This window comes from Xanthomonas prunicola (assembly GCF_002846205.1).
Taxonomy (GTDB): Bacteria; Pseudomonadota; Gammaproteobacteria; order Xanthomonadales; family Xanthomonadaceae; genus Xanthomonas; species Xanthomonas prunicola.
The window spans coordinates 350,937-370,905 of the sequence record NZ_PHKV01000003.1 but is presented as its reverse complement, the minus strand read 5'-3'; the positions used below and the strand labels follow the sequence as shown (position 1 = coordinate 370,905).

Below are 19,969 nucleotides of genomic sequence, written 5' to 3'. Positions count from 1 at the left end.
CCCTGATGCGTGACGGTCGTACGGATCGGTGTGAACTTTTCTTTTCAATGGCGGTCTCATTGCCCGACTTCGGTGGGCTGACAGGAGTGCGGCCCGACATGGCCGAAGTCGATACACCTCAGGAGCTGGACCTGGAACTGGTCCGGCGTGTGCAGCGCGGCGAAAGCGCGGCGTTCGATGTGCTGGTGCGCAAATACCAGCATCGGATCGTTGCGTTGATCGGGCGCTACATCGCCGACTGGAGCGAATGCCAGGACGTTGCCCAGGACACCTTTGTGCGCGCCTACCGCGCGATCAACAGTTTTCGTGGCGACGCCCAGTTCTATACGTGGCTGCACCGCATTGCCGTCAACACTGCCAAGAACCATCTGGTTGCGCACAACCGCCGCCCGCCCACCGACGACATCGAAATCAGCGATGCCGAGCAATTCGATGGAGCAACCCGGTTGCGCGACACCGACACCCCGGAGCGCGAATTGATGCGACAGGAGCTGGAACAAACGGTGATGCGCGCGGTCCAAGCTCTGCCGGAAGAACTTCGGTCGGCCATCACCCTGCGCGAGGTGGAAGGGCTGAGCTATGAGGACATCGCGCGAAAGATGGATTGCCCGATCGGAACGGTGCGCTCGCGCATCTTCCGGGCGCGCGAGGCCATCGACATCGAGCTGCGGCCTCTGCTGGAGACCGAGAGCGCTACCCGTGAGCGACACCGTGTATGAGCCATAACCCCGACATGTCCACCACCGACAAGTTCGAGCTTCACTATCGCCAGCAGCTGTCTGCGCTGGTCGACGGCGAATTGAGTGCCGACGAGTCGCGCTTTTTGCTGCGCCGTTTGGCCCACGACGAAGAATTGGCCGGCTGCCACGAGCGTTGGCAGTTGTGCGGCGATGTGCTGCGCGGTGCGGCCAGTGCGCCGGCACCGCTGGATTTCGCGGCGCGTGTGCGCAGCTCCATCGCCGAGGAGCCGGCCCCGCAAGCGCAGCCTGCGGCTCGCCCAGGCGCACGCTGGCGCTGGGCCGGCGGCGCGGCGATTGCGGCGTCGGTCGCGGCGATTGCGTTGTTCATGGCGCGCGAGCGCCTGCCCCAAACGGCAGCGCCCGGTGCCGACACCCCTGTGTACGCGACCGCGGCCCAGCTTCCGCCTGCATCGCAAGCGCCGCAGAGACCTGTGCCACCGAAGGCGCCGGCCGCACCGAGTCCGGGAACGCCGGATGAGGTGGGGGCGCTCGCTGCAGCCGTGCCTGCCGCTGCGCTGGCATCCACACGCCGCGGTGCGGCAACGCGCAATCAACAAGTCGCACGCAGTGCGGCTGCGCGTCAGCAGCAGGCGCCGACCCGCATGGTGGCTGCAGCGGCTCCTGCACCGGCCCCCGCGGCCGCGTCATCCGCCGTTGTGGCTGCGTCGTCCAATCCGTTCACGCATCCGGACACCACGCTGCAGGCGCGCCCGTGGCCGCGCGCGGCCTTGTCCGGGGCTGGCGAGAGCCCGCTGAACGCCAGTTTCCGCCAGAGCCGCCCCGGCACGGCGTTCTATCCGTTTGAACCGGCCCCACAGACGGTCGCCAGCCCGGCGCCGAGCCGGCCATTGCCGGTGCAGGTCCCGCAGAACTGACCCTGTCGCCGGTCTTCATCCGTTCGGCATTCTCCTTCCCGTTATCGTGCCGGGCCCGTGTTGCTACGCGGGTTCCGCCCCCTGTCGCCCTGCCATCGGAGGCAACCTGATGAACCATCGCATCCGCACCCAGATGTTCGGCCTGATCGCCATGACCCTGCCGCTGGCCGCCTGCGCGCAGCAGCCCGCACCCGCTGCCAAGGACGTCGCCCCGATTGCCGCCAATCGCAGTACCACACCAGCGCCACAGCTGGTGGCCGGGCTGCCGGACTTCACCAATCTGGTCGAGCAGGTCGGCCCGGGCGTGGTCAATATCGAAACCACGATCACCCGCAAGGACGCCATGGCGCGTCAGCAGCGCAGTGGCCCGGGTGGTCGTGGTGGCGGTGCGATGCCTGATGACGATCAGATGCCGGAATTCTTCCGCCGCTTCTTCGGCCCGGATTTTCAGATGCCGGGTGGGCCGCGCCAGGGGCCGGGTGGTCCGGGGCAGGGCGATGACGACGGCGGTATTGCCGGAAAGTCGATGGGCTCGGGCTTCATTATTTCCGCCGATGGCTATGTGCTGACCAATCACCACGTGGTCGATGGCGCCAGCGAAGTCACCGTCAAGCTCACCGATCGCCGCGAGTTCAAGGCCAAGGTGGTAGGTAGCGATGAGCAATACGACGTGGCGCTGCTGAAGATCGACGCCAAGGGCCTGCCGACCGTGCGCCTGGGCGATTCGAACACGCTCAAGCCGGGACAGTGGGTGGTAGCGATCGGCTCGCCGTTCGGCCTGGATCATTCGGTCACCGCCGGCATCGTCAGCGCCACCGGCCGCAGTAATCCCTACGCCGACCAGCGCTATGTCCCCTTCATCCAGACCGACGTGGCGATCAATCAGGGTAATTCCGGCGGCCCGCTGCTCAATACACGTGGTGAAGTGGTCGGCATCAATTCACAGATCTTCTCGGCTTCCGGCGGCTATATGGGCATTAGCTTTGCGATTCCGATCGACCTGGCCTTCAGTGCGGCCGAGCAGATCAAGGCCACCGGCCATGTGAGTCGCGGCATGCTGGGCGTGCAGGTCGGCCCGATCGACTCGCTCAAGGCGCAAGGCCTGGGCTTGCCGGACAGCCGTGGTGCCCTAGTCAACGATATCCCGGCCGGCAGTCCGGCGGGCAAGGCCGGCGTCGAAGTCGGCGATGTGATCCGCGCGGTCAATGGCAAGCCGATCGATGTCGCCAGCGATCTGCCGCCGATGATCGGGTTGATGGCGCCGGGCTCCAAGGTCACCCTGGATGTGTTGCGCGACGGCAAGCCGCGCAAGGTGACGGTCACCCTCGCACCGCTGCAGGATGGCGGCGAGAGCGCCGCGCCGCGCACTGCGGCCGATGAGGCCAAGCCCAGTGCCCCGGCCAGCGTGGAATTGCTCGGCCTGCAAGTCGCCGACCTGACCGCTGCCGAGCGCAGCCGCCTGGGTCTGGAAGCGGGCGAGGGCGTGCGCATCGCCTCGGTGACCGGCGCGGCGGCACGCAGCACCCAGCCGCCGCTGTCGCCGGGCCTGATCATCGCCCGTGTCGGCCGGACCAAGGTCGGCAGCGTCGCCGAACTCAACCGCGCCCTGTCCAGCTACAAGAAGGGCGACGTGGTCATGCTGCTGGTCACCGACGGCAAGGCGACCAGCTATGTGGCCTTGAAGGCCGGCGGCTAACGGAGGGAATGGAGAATCGGGAATCGGGAATGGCAAGAGCGGCTCCGCGAGGCAATAGCCCGCCTGACTTTTCCGATTCCCGAATCCAGATTCCCCAATCTCCGGCCCCAGAGGGGCCGACCGTGCGATAATGCTGCGTTACCCTGACGACGGCACCGCCGGCGCCCACCTCAATGTCCTCTGATTCAATGCGGAACATCCGCAACTTCTCCATCATTGCCCACGTCGACCACGGCAAATCCACCCTGGCCGACCGGATCATCCAGCTGTGCGGCGGCCTGCAGGCGCGCGAGATGGAGGCCCAGGTCCTGGACTCCAACCCGATCGAGCGCGAACGCGGCATCACCATCAAGGCCCAGTCGGTATCCTTGCCGTATACGGCAAAGGACGGGCAGGTCTACCACCTGAACTTCATCGACACCCCCGGGCACGTCGACTTCTCCTATGAAGTCAGCCGCTCGCTGGCCGCGTGCGAAGGCGCGCTGCTGGTGGTGGATGCGGCGCAGGGCGTGGAAGCGCAGTCGGTGGCCAATTGCTACACCGCGGTGGAGCAGGGCCTGGAAGTGGTGCCGGTGCTCAACAAGATCGACCTGCCCACCGCCGATGTCGACCGCGCAAAGGCCGAGATCGAAGCGGTGATCGGCATCGATGCCGAAGACGCGGTAGCTGTGAGCGCCAAGACCGGTCTGAATATCGATCTGGTGCTGGAAGCGATCGTGCATCGCATCCCGCCGCCGAAGCCGCGCGACACCGACAAGCTGCAGGCGCTGATCATCGATTCCTGGTTCGACAACTACCTCGGCGTGGTCTCGCTGGTGCGCGTGATGCAGGGCGAGATCAAGCCGGGCAGCAAGATCCTGGTGATGTCCACCGGCCGCACGCATCTGGTCGACAAGGTCGGCGTGTTCACGCCCAAGCGCAAGGAATTGCCCGCGCTGGGTGCTGGCGAAGTGGGCTGGATCAACGCCTCCATCAAGGACGTGCATGGCGCGCCGGTCGGCGACACCTTGACCCTGGCCGCAGACCCGGCGCCGCATGCGTTGCCCGGGTTCCAGGAAATGCAGCCGCGCGTGTTCGCCGGCCTGTTCCCGGTCGATGCCGAGGATTACCCGGACCTGCGCGAAGCGCTGGACAAGCTACGCCTGAATGATGCCGCGCTGCGCTTCGAGCCGGAAAGCTCCGAGGCGATGGGCTTCGGCTTTCGCTGCGGCTTCCTCGGCATGCTGCACATGGAAATCGTGCAGGAACGGCTGGAGCGCGAGTACAACCTCAACCTGATTTCGACCGCGCCGACGGTGGTCTATGAGGTGCTCAAGACCGACGGCAGCGTGATTCCGATGGACAACCCGTCCAAGCTGCCGCCGCTGAACAACGTCGAAGAGATCCGCGAACCGATCATTCGCGCCAATATCCTCACGCCGCCCGATTACGTCGGCAACATCATCACCTTGTGCGAAGAAAAGCGCGGCAGCCAGATTGGCATCAACTACCTGGGCAGCCAGGTGCAGATCAGCTACGAATTGCCGATGGCCGAAGTGGTGCTGGATTTCTTCGACAAGCTCAAGTCGGTCTCGCGCGGTTACGCCTCGCTGGACTATCACTTCCTGCGTTTCGACCCAGGCCCGTTCGTGCGTGTGGATACGCTGATCAACGGCGACAAGGTCGATGCGCTGAGTATCATCGTGCACCGCAGCTACGCCGATCGTCGCGGCCGCGAACTGTGCGAAAAGATGAAAGACCTGATTCCGCGGCAGATGTTCGACGTGGCGATTCAGGCCGCTGTCGGCTCGCAAATCATCTCGCGCTCCACGGTCAAGGCGATGCGCAAGAACGTGTTGGCCAAGTGCTATGGTGGCGACGTTTCGCGCAAGAAAAAGCTGCTGGAAAAGCAGAAAGAGGGCAAGAAGCGCATGAAGCAGGTCGGCCGCGTGGAGATTCCGCAGGAAGCCTTCCTGGCCGTGCTGCAGATGGATAAGTAGCTGGGAATGGTAAATCGGGAATCGGGAATCGTAAGGGTGCACGTGCTCCTGCTGTTCCAATTCCCCATTCTCGATTCTCGATTCCCTTTCCGAAAGGAACATCAATGAAATGGTTTGAAATCATCCTGGTTGTCCTGACGCTGGGCAGCGGCTTCATCTGGCTGCTGGACGCGCTGTTTTTGGCCAAGCGCCGTGCCGCGCGTGCCGGTCTGCTGGACAGCGAGCCGGCAATCATCGATTACTCGCGCGCCTTTTTCCCGGTGCTGGCGGTGGTGCTGATCCTGCGCAGCTTCGTGGCCGAGCCGTACAAGATTCCGTCCAGTTCGATGATGCCCAATCTATTGATTGGCGATTTCATCCTGGTCAACAAGTTCGCGTACGGTTTCCGTCTGCCGATCACCAATACCAAGTTCATTCCCACCGGCGAGCCCAAGCGCGGCGACGTGGTGGTGTTCAAGCCGCCGCATGCGCCGGATCAGAACTGGATCAAGCGCGTCGTGGGTCTGCCGGGTGACAGGATCGGCTTCCATGGCGATACCCTGTACATCAACGACAAGCCGATGCATTACACGGTCAAGGGCGAGTACATCGGCAAGGGCAAGGGCGCCGAGATGACCGGCACCACGCTGCTGGTCGAGGACCTGCCGGGCCGCACGCATACCGTGCTGGAATGGCTGGACCGCAACATGCCGGCCGGGCAGGGCGACTGGACCGTGCCGGCGGACAGCTATTTCGTGATGGGGGATAATCGCGACAACAGCGAGGACAGCCGTTTCTGGACCCAGACGCACTTTCTGCCGGAAGCCAATCTGCGCGGCAAGGCGTTCCTGATCTGGCTCAATTGCGAAGGGTGGTTCTGCAAGGGGAGTTTCGATCCATCGCGGATCGGGACGGGCATCCAGTAAATGCACGCACGGCGTGCCGGGGAAAGCACAATGAAGCGCAAGCAAAGCGGTATGACGTTGACGTCGTTCGTGGTGGTGCTGGCGGTGGTCGGATTTGCCCTGTACATCGGGATGAAGCTGTTTCCGATGTATCAGGAATACTACGCAGTGCGTACGTCGATGAAGGGGCTGGCCAACGAAGTTGGCAGTGCCGACATGGATCCGTCCAAGTTGCAGGACATGTTCTTTAAGCGCCTTTACATCAACTATTCTGAAAATGTCAAGAAAGAAGACGTCAAGTTCGAGCGTATCGAAGGCGGCTGGCGCATGAAGGTCAACTACGAAGTGCGCCGCGAGTTGGTTGGCAATCTGGATGTGGTGGGCAAGTTCGATACGGCACAGGATCTGACGAAGCGCGGTGTCGAATAGAACCTTCCAGCGCGGTGATCCGATCGGCCATGCATTCGCCGATCCGGCTCTGCTCGCCCAGGCGCTGCGGCATCGCAGCGCCGGGACGCCGCACAACGAGCGACTGGAATTTCTCGGCGACGGCATCGTCAATCTGCTGATCGCCGAGGCGCTGTATCAACGTTGGCCCAAGGCCGATGAAGGCGCATTGACCCGCGCGCGCGCCGAACTCGTACGCGAGGGCGCGCTGGCGGTGATCGGACGCACGTTGAACCTCGGCGAGCGCCTGACGCTGGGTCCCGGCGAGTTGAAGTCCGGAGGTCACCGGCGCGATTCGATCCTGGCCGATGCCGTCGAAGCGATTGTCGCGGCCATCTACCTGGACTGCGGTTTCGAGGGTTGCCGTGCGGTTGTGCTGCCGTGGTTCGAGGCCTCCTTGGCGGCGTTGCCGGTGGGCAAGGCAGAAAAAGATCCCAAGACCCGGCTGCAGGAATGGCTGCAGGCGCGCCAACTGCCGCTGCCTAATTACGCTCTGATCAGCGAGAGCGGCGACGAGCATGCCAAGCAGTTCCACGTCGCCTGCATTCTGGAGCAGCCCACTGCCCGCGCCGAGGGCCAGGGCACCTCGCGTCGTCTTGCCGAGCAACAGGCGGCGACTCTTGTCATCGCACAACTGGATTCAAACACGTGAGCGAAACCTCTTCCCCCCACCGCAGCGGTAGCGTTGCCGTGATCGGCCGGCCCAACGTCGGCAAGTCCACCCTGACCAATGCCCTGGTCGGCGCGAAGGTCAGCATCGTCTCCAACCGGCCGCAGACCACGCGCCATCGGCTGCTGGGCATCGCTACTTTCCCAGAAGGGCAACTGGTGCTGGTTGATACCCCAGGCCTGCACCGCGAGCAGAAGCGCGCAATGAATCGGGTGATGAATCGCGCTGCGCGCGGCTCGCTCGAAGGCGTGGACGCGGCGGTGCTGGTGATCGAGGCCGGCCGCTGGGACGAGGAAGATACTCTGGCGTTCCGCGTGCTCAGCGACGCCGAAGTGCCGGTGGTGCTGGTGGTCAACAAGGTCGACCGCCTCAAGGACAAGACTGCGCTGTTCCCGTTCCTGGCCCAGGTCAGCGAGGGGCGCACCTTCGCTGCCGTGCATCCGGTGTCGGCGCTCAAGCGCAAGGGCCTGGAAGCGTTGGTCGGCGACCTGCTCAAGCTGGTGCCCGAAGCCGAGGCGATGTTTGGCGAAGACGAGATCACCGACCGCAGTCAGCGCTTTCTGGCCGGTGAACTGGTGCGCGAGCAGTTGATGCGCCAGCTCGGCGAGGAACTGCCGTACGCGACCACCGTTGAGATCGAGCGCTTCGCCGAAGATGGCGCGCTGCTGCGGATCGGTGCGGTGATCTGGGTCGAGCGCGAAGGCCAGAAGGCGATCGTGATCGGCAAGGGCGGTACCCGCCTGAAGGAAATCGGCGGTAAGGCGCGTTTGCAGATGGAGCGCCTGTTCGGTGCCAAGGTGTTCCTTGAGACCTGGGTGCGCGTGCGCGAAGGCTGGTCGGACGACGAGGCCGCGCTGAAGGCGTTCGGCTACGAATGACGCCAGGACCGGGGACCGGGGACCCGGGAACCGGGCAACGCCGGGTTAAGCAACTGGCCGGCATATCGCCGGAGAGATGGTGTTCTGTATTCGCCGGAGCTGCGCGCCGCCGCCCTGGCAGCATCGGCTTGGCTAAACATCGCCGTGTCGCCTCTTCATTCGACGACCGATCCTATTGTTTTACCGAATCTCCGGTCCGCAATCCTCAGTCTCGGCTCTTCCGCGCATGCTGATCGAGCACGAACGCGGGTTCGTCCTGCACGTGCGTGCTTGGCGCGAGACCAGCCTGCTGGTGGAAGTGTTGACCGAGCAACACGGGCGTGTGGGCCTGTTGGCGCGCGGAGTGCATGGGCCGCGCAAGCAGGCGTTGCGTGCTGCCTTGCAGCCATTGCAACTGATTCAGTTCAGTGCCGTGCAGCGCGGCGAGCTGGCCCAGCTGCGCCAGGCCGAGGCGCTGGATACCGCGCCTCGGCTGATTGGCGACACCATGCTGGCTGGCTTTTATATCAGCGAATTGTTGCTGCGGCTGGCCCCGCGTAACGATCCGGTGCCCGAACTCTATGCCTGTTATGCGCAGGCGCGGACGCACCTGGCGTCCGATCTGCCGTTGGCGTGGGGGTTGCGCCGGTTCGAGCGCGACGTGCTGGAGGGGCTGGGCTTCGCCTTCGATCTACAGCACGACAGCGACGGGCAGCCGATCGACCCGGCAGCGCGGTATCGGCTGGATCCGCAGGAAGGCGCACTGCGCGTGTTGAGCGAACGGCTAGCGCAAGATCGTCGCGAAACCGTCACCGGTGCGGCGCTGCTGGCGTTGGGTGAAGACATCATGCCGACCGCGGACGATATGCCCGGCCTGCGTCGCAGCATGCGCAGTGTGCTGCTGCATCATCTGGGTGGGCGCGGCCTGAAATCCTGGGAAATGCTCGAAGATCTGGCCCGGCGGCGCTGATCGAGCCAGCCCTGGGCATGCGCGCGATGCCGCTGTCGTCAGTGCCGCAGTGCCGTCAGCGCTGCCATACACGAACATCTCAATTCGCAAAACTGCAATGTGTCAAACGCTGCGCCGAGCTGGAAAGCAGATCGGCGCCGTGCCTCTCAATGCAGCAACGCAGCCACCGCCGCATGGAATTGGGTCTGCGCGGCCCGCGATTGCGGGTCGCCGCGCAGCAGGCGCACTGCACCTGCAAGTCGCGCTGCGCCAACAAAGCCGCAGCTGGCCTGCAACCGATGCAGATGATTGCGTAATGCCTGTTCGTCGCTGATCTGCAGGGCCGAATCCACTGCATCCCGCGTGCCCGGCAATTCGGCCAGGAATAGCTCGCGCAGGGCATTGAGGTGGTGTTGCTGGCCGTTGAGCGCACTGAGCGCCGCCGCCTCGTCCCAGTCGCTGGCGGCGATGTCCAGCACGCCCACCGGGGCCACGCTGTAGCGGCCGCGGGCGAGGCCGCGCCGCACCGCCTGCAACAGGCGCTCGGAGGTCAGCGGTTTGATCAGCATTTCCAGAAACCCGTCGGACTGCAGGCTGCGCTGCATGGCCATGCTGGTGTCGGCGGTGTGCGCCAATGCCGGCACGTCCGGGTGCAGCAGGCGCAACGCACGTAGTAGCCCGCTGCCGTTGCCATCGGGAAGATTCACGTCGATCAACCAGAGATCGTGGCGACGTTCGCGTGCGCGGTCGAGGGCGGAAGACAGGGAATCGGCACAGTCCACCGTGGCCGGGAGACTGTCCAGCACAGCCTGCAGGAATCGGCGGCTGATCGGGTCGTCTTCCACCAGCAATAGGCGTGGGTGGGGTTCCTGGCGTGTGGCCATGTTCATGCTGCCTCCTTGTCAGCGATGCCGCGTCCTGATTCGCCGCGCGCACCCGAAGTTTGCCTGTGTTTGCGGAGCGCGACAATTGTTGCGCTGCCCAGGGCGGCCTCCGTCGATCGCATCTGCGACAATACGCACCCTTTTTGCCCGCAGCTTGTCGCCACGTGGCCAGAACCAGAAACCGTTTCGACCGTACCCCCTTCCAGACCGCCATCACCGACCTGAGCCATGACGGCCGCGGGGTGGCGCGCCGCGACGGCGAGGGCGGCAAGGTCACCTTCATCAGCGGCGCCTTGCCGGGCGAGTTGGTGCGTGCCGAACCCACCGCCCGCAGCCGTCATTTCGATGAGGCCAAGACGGTGGAGGTGCTGGAGGCATCCCCGCAGCGCGTCGCCCCGCGCTGTCCGCATTTCGGCGTCTGCGCCGGTTGCGTCTTGCAGCATCTGGAGGAATCGCAGCAGATCGTCGCAAAACAACGCGTACTGATGGACAACCTTGAACGTATCGGTCATGTCACCCCGCAGGCCGTGCTGCCTGCGCTGACCGGCGACAACTGGGGTTATCGGCGCAAGGGCCGGTTCTCGGTGCGTCGTGTGGAGAAGAAAGACAAGACCTTGATCGGCTTTCGCGAGCTCGACCCGCGGTTCGTGGCCGATCTGTCTGTTTGCTACACCGTGATCCCGCAGATCGGCGAGAAGATCCCGGCGCTGGCCGCGCTGGTCGAAGGCATGGACGGCAAGCGCGACATCCCGCAGATCGAATTCATTGCCGGCGACGATGCGGTGGCATTGACCATTCGGCATATGCAGCCGCTTAGCGAGCGCGACCAACAGGCCTGGGTCGCATTTGCCCAGGAGCACGGGTTTGCGATCTTCCTGCAGCCTGGTGGCGTGGACAGCGTGTATCCGCTGTGGCCGCAGGAAGTGCCATTGTCGTTCCGCCTGCCGCAATGGGAGGTGGAGCTGGCATTCCGGCCGCTGGACTTCATCCAGGTCAACGCCTCGCTCAATCAAAAGATGATCGCGCACGCGCTGGCGCTGCTGGATGCCAAACCCGACGACCGCGTACTCGACCTGTTCTGTGGATTGGGCAACTTCACCCTGCCGCTGGCGCGCGTTGTGCGTGAGGTCGTGGGTGTGGAAGGCGACGCCGGACTCGTGGCGCGGGCGAAAGAAAATGCCCAGCGCAATGGTCTGGCCAATGCGCAGTTCTACGCCGCCGATCTGACCCAGGATCAGCGCAACGCTGCCTGGATGCGTCAGGGCTTGGACAAGCTGTTGCTGGATCCGCCGCGCTCGGGCGCGTTGGAAGTGTTGCAGCAACTGCCGCTGAAGAAGTTCGAGCGCATCGTCTATGTGAGCTGCCATCCGGGCTCGCTGGCACGCGACGCCGGCTATCTGGTCAACGAGCAGGGCTTTACGCTGGTGTCGGCGGGCGCGATGGACATGTTCCCGCACACCGCTCACGTGGAAAGCATTGCGGTGTTTGAGCGGCGGTGATTGGGGATTCGGGAATCGTAGAAGCGGTTCGCCGTATGCTGTTGCGATTGCCCATTCTCCATTCCCGATTCCCATGCCCGTAGAAATCGAACGCAAATTCCTGGTTACCGGCGACGGTTGGCGCCACGCCGCGCACGCGGTGATTCCGATGGCGCAGGGCTACATCAACGATCAGGCGGCGCTGCGCAGCGGCACGCAGAATGCGTCGGTGCGGGTGCGGATTCAGGGCGAAAGCGCGTTTCTCAATCTGAAATCGCGCGAGGTGGGGCATACGCGTCAGGAGTTTGAATATCCGATTCCACTCGCCGATGCCCGCGCGTTACTGGCGCTGTGCGTGGGTGGTTTGATCGACAAACGCCGACATCTGGTCGCCTACCAGGGCCATGTCTGGGAGGTCGATGAATTCCTTGGCGACAACGCCGGGCTGGTGGTCGCCGAGATCGAACTCGAACATGCTGACGAAGCATTTGCCATGCCCGAGTGGATCGGGACCGAAGTTACCGACGACGTGCGTTACTACAACCTGGCGCTGGCCTCGCATCCGTTTAAGCGTTGGAGCGGGGATTGGTGATTCGGGATGTGGGGTTCGTAAACGCTGGCATGCAGCTCGGCGCTTTGGAGAGATGATGTGGGATGGGTGATTCTTGAAAGTAGGGCGCTCGGCGCCAGATCACTGCGTTGCGATCCCTAATCACCACTCTCCAACCCTGGCCTTGGCTAGCGTTTTGCGACTCGCCATTCCGGACTCCCCAATCCCGTTTATGCTCCACATACTCCCAAGGCCCCGCCAACGAATCCCCGGTCATGCGCATCGATATCTGGTCCGACGTAGTGTGCCCCTGGTGCTGGATCGGCAAGCACCGTTTCCAGGCAGCCATTGCTGCGCTTGGCGCGCAGGTGCCGGTCTTGGACATTCACTATCACGCGTTTCAACTTGATCCCGAGGCCGGGCTGGAGCCGACGCCGTTGCGCGATGCGCTGGCGTTGAAGTTCGGTGGTACTGCGCGGGTCGAGCAGATGCTGGCGCAGACCCAGGCCACTGCGCAGGCGGAAGGATTGCCGCTGGATTTCGGCCGTGGGCAGGTGCAGGTCAGCACGCTGCGTGCGCATCGGTTGATCTGGCTGGCCAGCCATGAGGGCGATGTGGACGCGGTGATGGAAGCGCTGTTTCATGCGCATTTTGCCGAAGGCCAGAATGTGGGCGCGATCGAAACGCTGGTGCGTGCCGGTGAGGCCGGTGGTCTTGCCATGGCACGGGTGCGGGCGATGCTGGAGTCGGAAGAAGGCATCGTCGAGGTACAGGCACAGCTGGCGCAGGCTGCCGCGTTAGGCATTCGTGCGGTGCCCAGTTTCGTGATCGACGGCCGCGCACTGATCCAGGGCGCGCAGCCGCCGGAGAGTTTTGCGCAGGCCTTGCTGCAGTTGGCCGCCGAATCGACACCGGTCGGTGGGCCGGATGCCTGCGCGGTGTGACCCACATATCTCCTGCATGCACCGGCATGCGCACGACCGAATGACGTTACCTGCCCGCGCACACAACGTGGCGGTGATCGGCGCCGGGCTGGCCGGTCTGGCCTGTGCGCAGCAGCTGCAGGCGGCGGGCTATGCCGTGACAGTATTCGATCAGTCCGACACGCCGGGTGGTCGCATGCGTCACTGCTCAGGCGAGCAGTGGCAATGCGATCACGGCGCGCAATATTTCACGGCGCGCGATCCTGCGTTTGCGGCGGTCGTCGATGCCTGGATCGATGCTGGCGTTGCCGCACCCTGGCCGGCGCGCATCGCAAGCTGGGACGGCGCGCAGTTGAGCCACTCGCACAGCGCCCTGACGCGTTATGTGGGCGTTCCCGATATGGCTGCACCGGCCAGGGCACTTGCAGCGCATCTGGATATGCGTCTGTCTACCGAGGTGCGTGCGCTGCAGCGTAGCGGGCAGGGATGGCGCGTCGCGTTCGCGCAAGACACGGCAACGCACATGTTCGATGCGGTGCTATTGGCCGTTCCGGCACCGAACTCGACCGGGGTGTTCGCACAGATCGCGCCTGCGCTTGCGACGATTGCCCAGCAGGCACACATGCATCCTGCGTGGGCGGTGATGGCGCATTTCGATGGGCCAGTCGATCCGGGTTACGACGCACTATTCGTCAATACCGGCCCGTTACGTTGGGTAGCACGCAATTCCAGCAAGCCTGCGCGTGCGGGCGTGGAGACCTGGCTGTTGCACGCGACTGCCGAGTGGAGCCAGGTACATTGCGACGCTACGCCCGCGGACGTCATCGCCAGCATCGTGCCGGAGTTTGCAGCGCTCGGTTTGCCGATGCCGCAGTCCTGCGATGCGTCTTTTTGGACGGTCGCTAGCAGCAATCCCGCGTTGCAGATCGGCTGTGTCTGGGATGCGCAGCTTGGCCTGGGCATGTGCGGCGACTGGCTGGCAGGCGGCAAGGTCGAGGGCGCATGGCAGAGCGGGATAGCGTTGGCGCAGCACGTGTGTGCTGGCGATGTAGTGCAAAGCGCTTGCGACTGACGCCGTGGCGGACATCGCAGAACGACTCACGGCGCAGTGCAAGGCCAGGGATATGCATGGTATTGGCACATGCGTGCGGCAGTGATCGCTGTGGCAAGCCGGTCAAGTCGAATGCTCATTTACGCGATGAGGTCGGCATGCACGCAAGCACCCAGCATGATCGAGCGCCGCACTGATGCCTGATTCAAGCGCGCCCACAGCAGAAGCTGCCCAGCAAACACCGGCCCACACACTGCGTCTGATTCTCGGCGACCAGCTCAATCCGCAGCACAGTTGGTTCGCAACGCGCAATGCGGGCGTGGTCTATGTCGTGATGGAAGTGCGCGAGGAAACCGACTACGTGCTGCATCACGCCCAGAAGATCCTGGCGATCTTCGCGGCGATGCGTGCGTTCGCTTCAGGCCTGCGGCAGGCGGGGCATCGGGTGCGCTATGTGACGATCGACAGCGCCAGCAACCGGCAATCGATCCCGCACAACCTCGCTGCGTTGATGGCGCACTACCGTGCGCAGCATCTGGAGTACCAGGCTCCGGACGAGTGGCGGCTGGATGAAGTGCTGCGGCACTGGAGCGCTGCGCAGCCCTTTGCGACGCGGATGGTCGACAGCGAACATTTTCTAACCGCACGCAACGAAGTCGCCGCCTGTTTTCGTGCCGGCAGTTCGTGGCGCATGGAAGTGTTTTATCGGCGCATGCGGCAACGGCATCGGATCCTGCTCGATGCGGATGGCGAGCCGGAAGGCGGACGCTGGAACTTCGATCACGACAATCGTGCGCCGTGGCCGGGCGACCCGCCTGCGCCGCAGGATTGGCGGGCAACGCACGATCACAGTGCGTTGTGGCGCACGATCGAAGCCGCCGGCGTGCGCAGCTTTGGTGCGCCGAATGCGCAAGCCCTGCCATGGCCAACGGATCGCGGCGAAGCCTTGCAGCATCTGGATGCATTCATCGCGCACGCGCTGCCAGATTTCGGGCGCTACGAAGATGCGATGAGCACGCGCAGCCCGCGCCTGTTTCATTCGCTGTTGTCGTTTGCGCTCAACGTCAAGATGCTGCATCCGCGCGAAGTGATCGCGCGCGCCGAAGCTGCCTGGCGGCAAGGGCATGCGCCGTTAGCGGCGGTGGAAGGCTTCATCCGCCAGATTCTGGGTTGGCGCGAATACGTGCGCGGCGTTTACTGGTCGCAGATGCCAGGTTACGCGCAATTGAATCATCTCGATCAGCATGTACCGCTGCCGCCCTGGTTCTGGGATGGGCAGATCGGCATGCGCTGCCTTGCCGATGCGGTCGGCAATTCGCTCGCCAACGCGCATGTGCATCACATCCAGCGGCTGATGGTGATCGGCAATTTTGCGCTGCTGGCGGGGCTGGACCCGCAGGCGCTGCATCGCTGGTATCTGGGCGTCTATATCGACGCGTTCGAGTGGGTGGAGCTGCCCAATACGGTGGGCATGAGCCAGTTCGCCGATGGCGGCCTTCTGGGCAGCAAGCCGTATGTCAGCGGGGCGGCCTATATCGATCGCATGAGCGATTACTGCACTGGCTGCAGGTACCAGCGCAAGCTGCGGGTCGGCGCGAACGCCTGCCCGTACAACGCGCTGTACTGGGATTTCCTGGCGCGGCAGCGCCCGCTACTGGGCACGAACGAACGCCTGGCGATGCCGTATCGCCAGCTCGATGGCATGGCCCCCGAGGTATTGGCGCAGATTCAGGCCCAGGCCGCGCACTGGCGGGCCCATCTCGAGGTGCTGTAAGTCTGCCCGCAATGGCGGAAGGTGCGCGCAGCTGAATGCGCAATCTGACGCTGCCACGCGCATCTGCGACAATGCCGCGCTGCGCCACCAAGGCGCCTGGCCCGGGAGTCCCCCAACATGCTTCTGATCGGCGTTGCCGGTACCGAACTCAGTGCACAGGAACACGACTGGCTACAGCACGATGCCGTCGCCGGCGTGGTGCTGTTCAAGCGCAACTTCGCCTCGCGCGCTCAGGTGGCCGAGCTGTCGGCGGCGATCCGCGCGGCCGCGCCGCGCCCGGTGCTGATCTGCGTGGACCAGGAAGGTGGGCGCGTGCAGCGGTTTCGCGAAGGGTTCAGCGCGCTGGCACCATTGCAGAGCTTTGGTGCGCAGTACGCGCAAGACCCCGACGCCGCGTTGGTCGCTGCGCGCGCGCATGCGCAGCTGATGGCCAGCGAGGTCCGCGCCAGCGGCGTGGACCTGAGCTTTGCGCCGGTGGTGGATCTTGGCCGTGGCAACCGCGCCATCGGCGATCGTGCCTTCAGCGACGACCCGCAGATCGTGGCCACCTTCACCCGTGCCTATGTGCAGGCGCTGCATGGCGCAGGCATGGCCGCCACGCTCAAGCATTTCCCCGGCCACGGCACCGTGCTGGAAGACACCCATGTGGATCACGCCAGCGACCCGCGGGCACTGGAAGTGCTGCAGGCCGAAGATCTGGTGCCGTTTGTCGCGGGCATCGAGGCCGGCGCCGACGCGGTGATGATGGCGCACGTGGTCTACCCCCAGGTTGCCCCAGAGCCCGCCGGTTATTCGCAGCGCTGGATCGAACAGATCCTGCGCGGCCAGATGGGCTTCCGCGGCGTGGTCTTTTCCGACGACATCGGCATGGCCGCCTCGTTCAGCGCTGGCGGCGTGGCAGGCCGGGTGCATGCGCATCTGGATGCCGGCTGCGACGTGGTGCTTGTCTGCCACCCGGAACTGGTCGCCGAATCGCTGCAGGCCGTGCAGGGCCGTAGCCTCAATACCGCCGCATTGATCGGCCTGATCGGCCGCGGCGCATTGGGCTGGGATGGACTGCTCGCCGGCACCGATGCCTCATTCACTACTCCTCTTTCTGCCCATTTCGGAACAACTGCCTGATGTCCACGCTCACCATTTCCCAGGCCCTGGCCCAAGCCGATCTGCTGGTCGACCGTCCGGCCATCGATGCCGCCGTCGCCACCATTGCCGGTGCGATCGCACGCGACTATGCCGGCGAAGTACCGGTGTATCTCACCATCATGCACGGCGCGCTGCCGTTCTCCGGCCAGCTGGCGCTGGAGCTGGGCGCACGCGGTCAGGACCTGCAGTTCGATTACCTGCATGCCACGCGCTATCGCGGCGAGACCACCGGCGGCGAATTGGTGTGGAAGCACCGCCCGGCCACCGCGCTGTTCGGCCGCCGCGTGATCCTGGTCGACGACATTCTCGACGAGGGTTACACGCTGCAGGGCGTGCGCCAGTGGTGCCTGGAGCAGGGCGCTACCGACGTGCGCGTGGCAGTGTTGACCGTCAAGCGTCACGACCGTTGCGTGCCCGGTGTGACTGCCGATTACGTGGGCGTGGAAGTGGCCGACCGTTACGTGTTCGGTTTCGGCATGGACGTCAACGAGCAACTGCGCGGTATTCCCGCCATCTATGCGATGAAGCAGTAACCCGCAGTTTTCCGCTCGCAGGAATGCGAGCTACCAAGCGCGCCTTGCTGCGCGTACCGTTGTTGATTTGTTGCAGAGGTCGGTTGTGTCCGCAAATTCCATCGCATTGGCCGTCATCGGCGGCACTGGTGTCTACACGCTCGCGCAATTGGACGATGTGCAGTCGCATGATGTCCAAACGCCCTACGGCGCGCCCTCCGGGCCGATCCGCGTCGGCATGCTGCTCGGCCACCGCGTCGCCTTTCTGGCACGTCATGGCGAAGGCCATTCGCTGCCGCCGCACAAGGTCAATTACCGCGCAAACATCGCTGCACTGCAACAAATTGGTGCCTCGCGAGTGCTGGCGCTCAACACCGTGGGCGGCATCACCGAACAGTTCGGACCGCGCGTGTTGGCCTGCCCGGATCAGTTGATCGATTACACCTGGGGCCGCATCTCTACGTTCTGCGAGGAGCCTGGCAGTGAGGTGCAGCACGTGGATTTCGGCCATCCGTATTCGCCGATGTTTCGCAGCAAGGTCATTGCCGCAGCCAAAGTGACCGGCGTCACGATGGTGGCGGCCGGTTGCTACGGTGCGACGCAAGGGCCAAGGCTGGAAACGATTGCAGAGATTGCACGCATGCGTCGCGATGGCTGCGATTTGGTTGGCATGACCGGCATGCCCGAAGCGGGCCTGGCGCGTGAAAAAGGCCTGGAATATGGGTGTTTGGCGATTGTGGCCAACTGGGCGGCCGGCTGTGGCGACGCGCAGGAAATCACCATGGCCGAGGTGTTGGCCAACGTCGACGCTGCATCATCCGGCTTGCCCGAGCTGATTGGCGAACTTGCACGCGGGTGATTGTCATCAGGGCATAAGCTTTGCATACTCGGCGCGTACGCACGCCGTACACCACCCATTAATTATTGCAAAGGTCTCGCATCACCATGCCGAACGGTACCGTCAAGTGGTTCAACGACGCCAAGGGATTTGGCTTCATCTCACCGGAGGACGGCAGCGCCGATGTCTTCGCGCACTTCTCCGCGATCAATTCCAAGGGCTTCCGTAGCCTGCAGGAAGGCCAGCGCGTCAGTTATGACGTGACCCAGGGCCCGAAGGGTGCTCAGGCTTCGAACATCACGCCGGTCGAGTAATCTGACTCGATTGTGCGGTTGAAGAACCCCGCCACGGCGGGGTTTTTTTTGCGCAGGTGAGCGCGGCCAGTGTTAGCGAAACAGAGCAGGGACGATGCAACGAGCATTACGTATTGCCGTAGTGGGCTACGGAACGGCCGGGCAGGCACTGGCAGTGCTGCTGGGCGCCGATGGGCATCAACTAGAGGTATTCGAGCGCACGCCTGCACCCGGGCCGGTGGGCGCAGGCTTTCTGCTGCAGCCCAGCGGCCTGCAGGTGCTGTGGAATATGGGCTTGCTGCCGCAGGCGCTTGCGCATGGCGCACCGGTGCGCCGCTTGTATGGCGACACGCCGTGCGGGCGCGCAGTGATGGACATGCAGTACCGCGATCTGGATGCGCGCTTGATGGGTGTGGGCATGCAGCGCGGCGCTTTGTTTACGCTGCTGCGCGAGGCCTGGCCGCAGCACGCGCAACTGCATGTGGAGACGCAGATCACCGCGATCGATCACGAGGGCGTGCGCGTGCAGGATCAACGCGGGCACTGGCATGGCCCCTACGATCTGATCATCGCCGCCGATGGCTCGGCCTCGACGTTGCGCGCGCAGGCGCAGGGAACGCAGCTGGATCGCGTGTATCCGTGGGGGGCGCTGTGGTGTCTTTTGCCGCGCGACGATTGGCCGTTCGTGGACGAATTGCGCCAGCGCTATATCGGCGCACGCAAGATGATCGGCCTGCTGCCGGTGGGCACGCGCCCGGGCGATGACACCCCGCGACTGAGCTTTTTCTGGAGCCTGCCGTGCAGCGATTTCGTTGCGTGGGAACAGCGCGGCATTGCCGCCTGGCGCGATGAGGTGGCGCAGATGTGGCCGGAAGCGGATGCGCGTCTTGCGACGGTGCAGGTGCATGGCGCACTGGCACGCGCGAGTTATCGCGATGCGGTGGTGTCGCGCTGGCATCGCGGCCGCTTCGTGCTTGCCGGCGATGCCGCGCATGCGATGAGTCCGCAATTGGGGCAGGGCGTGAACATGGCGCTGCTGGATGCATTGGCGATGCGCGATGCCTTGCGCGCAGGCGCCGATCTGGATGCTGCCTTGCAGCGCTATCAGCGTGAACGCCAGGCGCACGTGGCGATCTATCACCGCTGGAGCCGCTGGCTGACGCCGTTGTTCCAGTCCGAACGCGATCTCTGGGCACAAGGCCGCGACCTGCTGCTACGCCCGATGGGTCGCGTGCCGGGGGGCCGCGGGCACATGCTGCGCGTGCTCAGCGGTACCCAGCATGGCTGGTTCGGTAAGTTGGCGCTGGCGCCCGAATTCGTGGATGCGTTAGCGCAACCGGTGGCGCGTGTGGCAGACGATAACGCCCACGCGGCTGCGTAGGGCAGCGCTTGGCCGCAGCGTCGGCCGGCGCGTTTGTGGCGCTGG

20 protein-coding genes are annotated in these 19,969 nt (G+C 64.4%); 19 read left to right on the top strand and 1 reads right to left on the bottom strand.

All coding sequences use genetic code 11. The annotated features are described in order from the left end of the window. Positions 1–98: 98 nt before the first annotated feature. The 9 genes from rpoE to recO all read left to right on the top strand — a co-directional run bounded on the left by rpoE (position 99) and on the right by recO (position 9,118). Positions 99–719 carry an RNA polymerase sigma factor RpoE gene (gene rpoE, locus XpruCFBP8353_RS11675; protein ID WP_007962205.1) on the top strand — a complete coding sequence of 207 codons (621 nt, stop codon included), beginning with the start codon at positions 99–101 and terminating at the stop codon, positions 717–719. Then, entirely contained in the window at positions 716–1,615 is a 900-nt protein-coding gene (locus XpruCFBP8353_RS11670; protein WP_101363394.1) for a sigma-E factor negative regulatory protein, read from the top strand. The genes rpoE and XpruCFBP8353_RS11670 overlap by 4 nt, the downstream gene beginning before the upstream one ends. A gap of 109 nt (positions 1,616–1,724) precedes the next feature. Then, positions 1,725–3,311, top strand: a complete 1,587-nt coding sequence (locus XpruCFBP8353_RS11665) for a DegQ family serine endoprotease (protein ID WP_101363393.1) — start codon at positions 1,725–1,727, stop codon at positions 3,309–3,311. A 188-nt stretch (positions 3,312–3,499) separates the two neighbouring features. Then, positions 3,500–5,290, top strand: a complete 1,791-nt coding sequence (lepA, locus tag XpruCFBP8353_RS11660; RefSeq protein WP_162301041.1) for a translation elongation factor 4 — start codon at positions 3,500–3,502, stop codon at positions 5,288–5,290. A gap of 104 nt (positions 5,291–5,394) precedes the next feature. After that, positions 5,395–6,195 carry a signal peptidase I gene (gene lepB / locus XpruCFBP8353_RS11655; protein ID WP_101363391.1) on the top strand — a complete coding sequence of 267 codons (801 nt, stop codon included), beginning with the start codon at positions 5,395–5,397 and terminating at the stop codon, positions 6,193–6,195. Then, positions 6,196–6,603 carry a DUF4845 domain-containing protein gene (locus XpruCFBP8353_RS11650; RefSeq protein ID WP_101363390.1) on the top strand — a complete coding sequence of 136 codons (408 nt, stop codon included), beginning with the start codon at positions 6,196–6,198 and terminating at the stop codon, positions 6,601–6,603. Then, the gene (gene rnc / locus XpruCFBP8353_RS11645) at positions 6,593–7,273 is read left to right on the top strand and encodes a ribonuclease III (protein WP_101363389.1); all 681 of its coding nucleotides are present in this window, start codon (positions 6,593–6,595) and stop codon (positions 7,271–7,273) included. Before XpruCFBP8353_RS11650 ends, rnc begins: the two co-directional genes overlap by 11 nt. Continuing rightward, positions 7,270–8,169: a GTPase Era gene (gene era / locus XpruCFBP8353_RS11640; protein ID WP_065469151.1), complete on the top strand. Its 900-nt coding sequence runs from the start codon at positions 7,270–7,272 to the stop codon at positions 8,167–8,169. The genes rnc and era overlap by 4 nt, the downstream gene beginning before the upstream one ends. 226 nt (positions 8,170–8,395) lie before the next feature. Next, positions 8,396–9,118 carry a DNA repair protein RecO gene (recO, locus tag XpruCFBP8353_RS11635; RefSeq protein ID WP_101363388.1) on the top strand — a complete coding sequence of 241 codons (723 nt, stop codon included), beginning with the start codon at positions 8,396–8,398 and terminating at the stop codon, positions 9,116–9,118. Between the two features lie 146 nt (positions 9,119–9,264). On the opposite strand, the gene XpruCFBP8353_RS11630 is transcribed toward recO, so the two are convergent. Next, positions 9,265–9,987: a response regulator gene (locus tag XpruCFBP8353_RS11630; RefSeq protein WP_101363387.1), complete on the bottom strand. Its 723-nt coding sequence runs from the start codon at positions 9,985–9,987 to the stop codon at positions 9,265–9,267. Between the two features lie 158 nt (positions 9,988–10,145). Here XpruCFBP8353_RS11630 and rlmD point away from each other — a divergent pair, with 158 nt between their 5' ends. From rlmD to XpruCFBP8353_RS11580, 10 genes are all read left to right on the top strand, one after another. Continuing rightward, positions 10,146–11,480 (top strand): 23S rRNA (uracil(1939)-C(5))-methyltransferase RlmD, encoded by a 1,335-nt coding sequence (rlmD, locus tag XpruCFBP8353_RS11625; protein WP_101363386.1) that lies wholly within the window; start codon positions 10,146–10,148, stop codon positions 11,478–11,480. Positions 11,481–11,553: 73 nt separating this feature from the next. Then, positions 11,554–12,051, top strand: a complete 498-nt coding sequence (locus tag XpruCFBP8353_RS11620) for a CYTH domain-containing protein (RefSeq protein ID WP_101363385.1) — start codon at positions 11,554–11,556, stop codon at positions 12,049–12,051. 233 nt (positions 12,052–12,284) lie between these two features. Next, positions 12,285–12,953 (top strand): DsbA family oxidoreductase, encoded by a 669-nt coding sequence (locus XpruCFBP8353_RS11615; protein ID WP_101363384.1) that lies wholly within the window; start codon positions 12,285–12,287, stop codon positions 12,951–12,953. A 16-nt stretch (positions 12,954–12,969) separates the two neighbouring features. After that, positions 12,970–14,004, top strand: a complete 1,035-nt coding sequence (locus tag XpruCFBP8353_RS11610; protein ID WP_101363383.1) for an NAD(P)/FAD-dependent oxidoreductase — start codon at positions 12,970–12,972, stop codon at positions 14,002–14,004. A 175-nt stretch (positions 14,005–14,179) separates the two neighbouring features. Continuing rightward, positions 14,180–15,757: a cryptochrome/photolyase family protein gene (locus XpruCFBP8353_RS11605; RefSeq protein ID WP_101363382.1), complete on the top strand. Its 1,578-nt coding sequence runs from the start codon at positions 14,180–14,182 to the stop codon at positions 15,755–15,757. Positions 15,758–15,874: 117 nt separating this feature from the next. Further along, positions 15,875–16,879: a beta-N-acetylhexosaminidase gene (nagZ, locus tag XpruCFBP8353_RS11600; RefSeq protein WP_101363381.1), complete on the top strand. Its 1,005-nt coding sequence runs from the start codon at positions 15,875–15,877 to the stop codon at positions 16,877–16,879. Next, entirely contained in the window at positions 16,879–17,433 is a 555-nt protein-coding gene (locus XpruCFBP8353_RS11595; RefSeq protein WP_101363380.1) for a hypoxanthine-guanine phosphoribosyltransferase, read from the top strand. The genes nagZ and XpruCFBP8353_RS11595 overlap by 1 nt, the downstream gene beginning before the upstream one ends. An 85-nt stretch (positions 17,434–17,518) precedes the next feature. After that, positions 17,519–18,271: an S-methyl-5'-thioinosine phosphorylase gene (locus XpruCFBP8353_RS11590; protein WP_101363379.1), complete on the top strand. Its 753-nt coding sequence runs from the start codon at positions 17,519–17,521 to the stop codon at positions 18,269–18,271. A gap of 86 nt (positions 18,272–18,357) precedes the next feature. Beyond that, the gene (gene cspE / locus XpruCFBP8353_RS11585; RefSeq protein WP_003488188.1) at positions 18,358–18,564 is read left to right on the top strand and encodes a transcription antiterminator/RNA stability regulator CspE; all 207 of its coding nucleotides are present in this window, start codon (positions 18,358–18,360) and stop codon (positions 18,562–18,564) included. Positions 18,565–18,658: 94 nt separating this feature from the next. Further along, positions 18,659–19,924 carry an FAD-dependent oxidoreductase gene (locus XpruCFBP8353_RS11580; RefSeq protein WP_101363378.1) on the top strand — a complete coding sequence of 422 codons (1,266 nt, stop codon included), beginning with the start codon at positions 18,659–18,661 and terminating at the stop codon, positions 19,922–19,924. Positions 19,925–19,969 lie beyond the last annotated feature (45 nt).